Origin of the sequence: Rhodococcus sp. R1101 (genome assembly GCF_000278445.1) — a bacterium.
Taxonomy (GTDB): Bacteria; Actinomycetota; Actinomycetes; order Mycobacteriales; family Mycobacteriaceae; genus Rhodococcus; species Rhodococcus gordoniae.
Genome location: NZ_AJVB01000202.1, coordinates 1 through 6,604 on the forward strand (window position 1 = coordinate 1; position 6,604 = coordinate 6,604).

At 68.3% G+C, this 6,604-nt stretch carries 8 protein-coding genes; 4 read left to right on the top strand and 4 right to left on the bottom strand.

The genetic code is table 11. The annotated features are described in order from the left end of the window. Window positions 1–1,255: DUF7059 domain-containing protein (locus R1101_RS0113530; protein ID WP_026003241.1), on the bottom strand; the 1,255-nt coding region annotated here is incomplete at its 3' end. Between the two features lie 37 nt (window positions 1,256–1,292). Beyond that, window positions 1,293–1,652: a DUF3099 domain-containing protein gene (locus tag R1101_RS0113535; protein ID WP_016933953.1), complete on the bottom strand. Its 360-nt coding sequence runs from the start codon at window positions 1,650–1,652 to the stop codon at window positions 1,293–1,295. A 73-nt stretch (window positions 1,653–1,725) separates the two neighbouring features. Between R1101_RS0113535 and R1101_RS0113540 the strand changes: the two genes are divergently transcribed. Further along, complete coding sequence (locus R1101_RS0113540; protein WP_006551335.1) at window positions 1,726–1,962, top strand: DUF3039 domain-containing protein; 237 nt, start codon at window positions 1,726–1,728, stop codon at window positions 1,960–1,962. On the opposite strand, the gene R1101_RS0113545 is transcribed toward R1101_RS0113540, so the two are convergent. Further along, on the bottom strand, window positions 1,935–3,227 hold the full coding sequence (locus R1101_RS0113545; protein WP_026003242.1) for a YihY/virulence factor BrkB family protein: 1,293 nt from the start codon (window positions 3,225–3,227) through the stop codon (window positions 1,935–1,937). The two genes, R1101_RS0113540 and R1101_RS0113545, sit on opposite strands and share 28 nt — an antisense overlap. A gap of 211 nt (window positions 3,228–3,438) precedes the next feature. Between R1101_RS0113545 and R1101_RS0113550 the strand changes: the two genes are divergently transcribed. Beyond that, on the top strand, window positions 3,439–5,166 hold the full coding sequence (locus tag R1101_RS0113550; RefSeq protein WP_026003243.1) for a DEAD/DEAH box helicase: 1,728 nt from the start codon (window positions 3,439–3,441) through the stop codon (window positions 5,164–5,166). 125 nt (window positions 5,167–5,291) lie between these two features. On the opposite strand, the gene R1101_RS0113555 is transcribed toward R1101_RS0113550, so the two are convergent. After that, window positions 5,292–5,486: a DUF7455 domain-containing protein gene (locus R1101_RS0113555; protein WP_006551338.1), complete on the bottom strand. Its 195-nt coding sequence runs from the start codon at window positions 5,484–5,486 to the stop codon at window positions 5,292–5,294. Window positions 5,487–5,742: 256 nt separating this feature from the next. Between R1101_RS0113555 and R1101_RS0113560 the strand changes: the two genes are divergently transcribed. Together R1101_RS0113560 and R1101_RS0113565 are read left to right on the top strand one after the other, a co-directional pair. After that, the gene (locus tag R1101_RS0113560) at window positions 5,743–6,123 is read left to right on the top strand and encodes a DUF952 domain-containing protein (protein WP_016933956.1); all 381 of its coding nucleotides are present in this window, start codon (window positions 5,743–5,745) and stop codon (window positions 6,121–6,123) included. Between the two features lie 9 nt (window positions 6,124–6,132). Beyond that, on the top strand, window positions 6,133–6,604 hold a 472-nt coding region (locus R1101_RS0113565; protein WP_016933957.1), incomplete at its 3' end, for a cation:proton antiporter regulatory subunit.

Here is a 6,604-nt window from a genome sequence, read left to right on the forward strand (position 1 = left end):
GTTCCCAGCCCTCCGCGCCGGGCAGATGCACCCGCTCGAGCGCCGTGTCGGGGCGTACCACGAACCGGGCGTCCGGAACCTCGTGCGTACGCAGCCAGTCGAGGCGGCGGAAGTAGTCGATCGCCTCGTCGCCCAGGGTATCGGTGAAGGCGTGCCGCAGATCCTCGGCCATCACGTCGGACGGCAGATCGGTGCGACGCAGGTAGACGAATCCGAACCCGACTCCTTCGACACCGTGCTCGGCGAAGTGGTCGAGCCACTGCTCGGCGCGCACCGCGACCTCCGGCTCGCGCTGGTCGGCGTCGCCGTCCCTCAGCCACGTGCCGACGTACAGGGCGGGATCGGCGACGTCGCGCTGCACGATCCAGGCGTCCACGCCCTGCGACGGCAACCACGATGCGACCCGGGTCCGCCAGTCCTCACCCTCGACGTGCACCCACGAGGCGAGCATCGCGGCGGTCCCGCCGTGATTCAGGTGCTCGGCCGCCTGCGAGATCATGAGCCTGCTGGCACCGTCGAGGTCGAGACCGGAGTCGCGGTAGCTGTGCTCGACACGTCCCGCGCTCACCACGAACGGCGGATTCGCGACGATCCGATCGAAGGTGCGGCCGGCGACCGGATCGAACCAGGAGCCCTCGAGAAGATCGAGGTCGATCCCGTTGAGCGCCGCGCTCGCGGCGGCCAGGGCCAGGCACCGGGGATTGATGTCGGTCGCGGTGACCTTCTCCGCGTGGTCCGCGGCCCGGATCGCCTGCACTCCGCAGCCGGTACCCAGATCGAGCACCGAGCCGACCCGATCGCTGGGGGTCGCCTGCAACAACGACAAAGAGGCCTGCCCGACGCCGAGAACGTGATCGGGACGGGTCGGGACGGGCCGGATCGAACCGTCGAGATCCGACAACACCCAGCGACTTCCGGTACCGGCGTCGAGGGGTCTCAGATCGAGTGCGGCGCGCAGGCCGTCGCCGTCGCGTTCGAGCAGGCCCGCTCGTACGGCCTGCTCCGGCGTCACCGGTTCGAGGGCGTGCGCCACCTCCGTCTCGGCGCAGGTGTCCTGGAGGAGGAACAGCCGGACGAGCACGCCGAGATCACCGGCGCTCCGCGCGACGCGCCGGGCGGGGACGGGTTCGCTGCGCCCGAGTGCGGCGTGCGCGTCGGGGCCGAGCAGATCCCGCACGGTGTCGAGGTCGTAGCGGCACCGGATCAATGCGGTGCGAAGAGCCGGGCAGAGAGACAGGAGAAGGTCGCGGTCCACCACGACATTCTCGCAAGCTCCCCGCTCGCTCTCTCCGTCAGCCGTCGATCACGCGGTGGGTCGACGCCTCGATCGCCGGAGCGTCCTCGAAGCGACCGTCCCAGCGACTCGGTTCGTCCTTCCGGCGCGGCGGCCGGTCGTTGGCGATGAGAACCGCAATCCATGGCAACGGAATCGACACCCCGATGATCGCCATCGAAATCCAGGGATTCTCCCAGATGCCGTACGCGATCGCCGCCAGGAGCAGTGCCGGTATGCGGAACGACATGATCGTGAGGTATTTGCGAACCCGTGCTCGGTGCTGATCCTCGAGCGACGTCTCCGCCGCTGTGATCAGAACCGGGTTGTCGGGCGATCCGTTCTCGGGGGATCCGCCGAAACCGTGAGTTCTCGCCATGTCTTCCACCTTCCCACGACGAACCGTCGCACGCACATACGCATCCGGCCTCTCCGTGCGGCATCATGGACACGTGAGCACGGATATCAAGGAACGGCCGGATACCACCACCGACGAGACGACCGACGACGACACCCCCAAGTTCTTTCATTACGTGAAGAAGAACAAGATCGCCGAGAGTGCGGTCATGGGTACCCACGTGGTTGCGCTGTGCGGTGAGGTCTTTCCGGTGACCCGGTCGCCGAAGCCCGGCTCGCCGGTGTGCCCCGAATGCAAGAAAGTCTACGACGGTTTGCGCAAGGGCGACTGAGGCACCGGGTGGAACGGCTCGTCGTCCACCGTGGCGTCGGGTGATCCCGGCGAGAGCCTCTCTGCCGGCGGAAGATCGGTCTCGGCCGGGGGAACTTCGGATCCCCCGGCCTTGTCGTCGTGGGATGTCTTGTCGTCGTGGCCTGCAGGGTCGTCGGGGGATGCCGGCCCCGATTCGGCAGGTCTCCCGTCGATCGGCCACGACTCGGGTTCGCGTTCCCCGGGACGGATCAGGTCGGACAGCCGGATCGTCGTGGTGCCCGTCAGTCGGCGGGTGAGGTTCGTCACGGGCCCACTGTCCGGCGACGGTTCGCGCGCCGCCTGCTCCGCCAGCCATACCCGCCACTGCTCCAGACGCGTGGCGCGTGCGGGCCAGAACTGTTGCACCGTGGCGTTGAACTCGGCTCCGAGGACCACCGCGAAACCCAGGAAGAATGTGAACAGCAGAAACGCGATCGGAGCGGCGAGCGCCCCGTAGGTGTAGCCCGTAGCGGCGATCCACGTCAGATACCACCGCAGGATCACGCTGGACGTGAGGAAGAACACGCCCGCCAGCACCGCCCCGCCGAGCAGTCGGTGCCACGGCAGCGACTTGGGCAGCGCCACCTTGTACAGGGTCGTCAGGCCGATCAGCAGCAGCAGACCCACGGCGGGGAAGTAGAAGGTGTCGATGATCTGCGAACCCAGATCGAACCATGCATCGGGAAGCAGCCGGCCGATCAGCGTGGGTCCGAGCGCGACGAGCGGCAGTGTGAAGACCGCGAGGATCAGGAAGACCACGTAGAGCAGCAGACCGAAGATCCGCTGCCACACCGGATGGCGGTGGTCCTGCTGATGGTGCGCTTCGACGATCGAGTCCACGAACGTCGAGATCGCCGACGAGCCGGCCCACAGCGACAGCACGAAGCCGAGCGACATCAGGTCGGCGCGTCCGCGGCCGAGGACGTCCGCGACGGTGGGTTCGATGATCTGGTCGACCACGCTGTCGCTGAAGACCGAGCGGAGGAAGGTGACGGTCTTGGACGTGATGATCTCGACCGTGTCCGGACCGAACCAGCCGCCCACGTACCCCAGGCTGCCGAGCAGACCGAGCACCAGCGGGGGCAGCGAGAGGGTCTGCCAGAAAGCCGCGGTCGCGGCCTTGCTGAAGATCGAATGGTCCCATGCCGAGGACATGGTGTGCGTGACCACCTCCCACCCTTTACCCACCGCGTGCCGTATGCGGCCGCGGGGTGCCTGTGCGTGGGGTCGTGGTGTGTCGTTCATCTACTTCCAGAATTCCTGATGACACGCTCGCGTGCGCGCTCAGGCAGGTGAGGGCGCATCGAATTCTGCCACGCAGCCCTCGTCTGACCCGCCGACGCCGCGGCTTCGGCGGGTCCGCGACGTCCGAGACGATAGGCTGCATGACGGTCGGGACCCGGACGAGTGCGGTGGGACCGGCCCGAGCGAAGCGGACAAGGAGCACGAGAAACCGGTGAGCACCGAAACCGTCGGACAAGCTACGACCTCCGCCCCTGTGGCCCAGCTGCGCGCCTGGCAGCGCCGCGCTCTCACCAAGTACCTCGCGACGAAACCGCGTGACTTCCTCGCGGTCGCCACCCCCGGTGCCGGTAAGACGACCTTCGCCCTGCGGGTGGCGTCGGAGCTGCTGCGCGACCGGACGGTCGACCAGATCACCGTCGTCGCCCCCACCGAGCACCTCAAGCACCAGTGGGCGGGCGCGGCGGCCCGGATCGGCATCGCCCTGGACTCGAACTTCACGAATTCGACCGGGCAGACGTCGAGCGACTATCAGGGCGTCGTGGTCACCTACGCGCAGATCGCCTCGCACCCGTTCAAGCACCGCGTACGCACGGAGGCGCGCCGCACCCTCGTGATCCTCGACGAGATCCACCACGGCGGCGACGCGAAGAGCTGGGGTGAGGGCATCCTCGAGGCGTTCGGCGACGCGACCCGCCGTCTGGCGCTGACCGGTACGCCCTTCCGCAGCGACGACAGCGCGATCCCGTTCGTGACCTACGAGCCGAACGGAGACGGTCTGCTGCAGTCCAAGGCGGACCATGCCTACGGCTATGCCGACGCCCTCGCAGACGGCGTCGTGCGGCCCGTCGTGTTCCTCGCGTACTCGGGTGAGGCACGCTGGCGCACGAGCGCGGGGGAGGAGTTCACGGCCCGTCTGGGCGAGCCTCTCAGCGCCGAGCAGACGGCCCGGGCATGGCGGACCGCCCTCGATCCCGAGGGCGACTGGATTCCTGCGGTACTGGGCGCGGCGAACACCCGTCTGCAGCAGCTGCGTGCCGGCGGGATGCCGGACGCCGGCGGCCTCGTGATCGCGACCGATCAGACCACGGCCCGGGCCTACGCGAGGATCCTCGAGGCGGTGACCGGCGAGATGCCCACCGTCGTGCTCTCGGACGACCCCACGGCGTCCGAGCGGATCTCACAGTTCAGCGAGGGCAACCAGCGGTGGATGGTCGCCGTGCGCATGGTGTCCGAAGGCGTCGACGTTCCGCGACTCGCGGTCGGCGTGTACGCGACCAGCGCCTCGACCCCGTTGTTCTTCGCGCAGGCTATCGGCCGCTTCGTGCGGTCGCGACGCACGGGAGAGACCGCCAGCGTCTTCCTGCCGTCCGTGCCGGTGCTGCTCGAACTCGCCAGCCAGCTCGAGGCGCAACGCGACCACGTGCTCGGCAAGCCGCACCGGGTCAAGGAGGGCTTCGACGACGAGCTGCTCGCCGACGCGAACCGGCGTAAGGACGAGCCCGGCGAGGACGAGAAGGCCTTCCATTCGCTCGGTGCGGACGCCGAACTCGACCAGGTCATCTACGACGGATCCTCGTTCGGCACCGCCACATTCGCCGGTTCCGACGAGGAAGCCGACTATCTGGGGCTTCCGGGTCTGCTGGACGCCGACCAGATGCGGGCGCTGCTGCGTCAGCGTCAGGAACAGCAACTGAACAAGCCGAAGGCCGAGCCTGCGCCCGCCCCGCCGCCCCAGGTCACCGAGCGCGTCGAGACCGCAGACACCCTGGCGCAGCTGCGCCGCGAACTCAATTCGCTCGTCGCGGTCGTGCACCATCGGACCAGGAAGCCACACGGGGTGATCCACGGTGAGCTGCGTCGCCAGTGCGGTGGTCCGCCGACGGCGATGGCGACCGCCGAGCAGCTGCGCGACCGCATCGCCATCCTGCGGAGCTGGTGAGCCGCACACCGAGCCCCCGGCGACGAGAACGGGCGACCACCTCGAGGTGGTCGCCCGTTCATTCGGTCGGGTCTCGAAACCGACGGTTCGTTCGTGTGACAGAACGTCGGTTCCGGACGGCGGATTCACACGGTGGCGTCGGACTCGCTCACGATCGTCGCTCCGAGTTCACGGAGACGGTCGGTGTGCTCGTTGGCGTGGTGCCCGCAGAACAACAGTTCTCCGCCGGTGGGAAGGACGGCGCGGACACGAGCGGCAGCATTGCACCGATCGCAGCGATCTGCAGCGGTCAACTTCGGGCTGGTCAACGTACCGGGCATGACTCCTCCAAACTGGCCACCGCTCATATCGGGTGCCGGGGTCTGGTCCGCCGCACCGGCCGGCGCGGTGGATCTACTCTGACAGACGATTTGTGTTCACGTGTTGTTCCCTTGGGTGCCCAATCGTGGCGCGTTTCACGCATCGAGCAGCGAAAACGCTGCGACATGCCGGTTTTCCGTGCAGGTGTTCGCTCACAGCGCAGAGGGCGGGACGCTGCGGACGTCTCGGATCCGCTTTCCGACGCACAATGACGACATGACTGAGACCCTCCTGCACATCATCTCCCGAGACGACTGGGACCGCGCCGGACCTCTCGGGGCCGTCGTTCCGGCATCCCTCGCCTCCCAGGGTTTCGTCCACCTGTCCACGCCGCAGCAGGTGCATCTTCCCGCCGACCGGTTGTACTCCGGACGCGAGGATCTGGTGCTGCTGCACGTCGACCCGACACGGCTCGACGACCCTCTCCGTTTCGAACCCGGCGTGCCGGAGGACCCCGAGTCGATGCGGTTCCCGCACCTGTACGGGCCGTTGCCCGTGGACGCCGTGGTGGAGGTCACGCCGTTCCTCCCGGGACCGGACGGCCGATTCGCACCCCTCGGGGCCGGGGGAGCGGACGCCGTCGGTCCGGAGGACTAGTCTTTCGGCATGATCGTCGACGTGACTCCGCTCCCCGGGATCGGTGTACGCAAGGACTTCGAACTGGCGTCCGGGCGCCGCATCGGGGTGATCACCCATCGGGACGGTCACAGCGACCTCATCATCTCGAAGGCCGGCGACCCCGATGCGTGTGCCGCCTCCCTCCCCCTCACCGTCGAGGAGGCGGCGACGCTCAGCAACCTGCTCGGTGCCCCCCAGCTCGTCGCCCAGTTGAGTGAGGACCACCGGGACATGCCCGGAATCGTCACCCGCCAGCTCCACGTCCACGAGGATTCCCGGTTCGACGGAGCGGCGCTGGGCGATACCGCGCTGCGCACCCGCACCGGCGTGTCGGTCGTGGCCGTGATGCGTGCGGGCCAGGTCATGCCTTCTCCGGCACCGGACTTCGTCCTCACGGGCGGGGACATCCTGGTGGCGGTCGGTACGGCGGACGGCCTCGACGCTGCCGCCAGGATCCTGC

What these genes read in the sequence shown, in the direction of transcription:
- R1101_RS0113535 (WP_016933953.1), bottom strand. Translation starts at nt 1,652, where the DNA reads ATGGCGAGAACTCACGGTTTCGGCGGATCCCCCGAGAACGGATCGCCC.
- R1101_RS0113545 (WP_026003242.1), bottom strand. Translation starts at nt 3,227, where the DNA reads ATGAACGACACACCACGACCCCACGCACAGGCACCCCGCGGCCGCATA.
- R1101_RS0113555 (WP_006551338.1), bottom strand. Translation starts at nt 5,486, where the DNA reads ATGCCCGGTACGTTGACCAGCCCGAAGTTGACCGCTGCAGATCGCTGC.
- R1101_RS0113560 (WP_016933956.1), top strand. Translation starts at nt 5,743, where the DNA reads ATGACTGAGACCCTCCTGCACATCATCTCCCGAGACGACTGGGACCGC.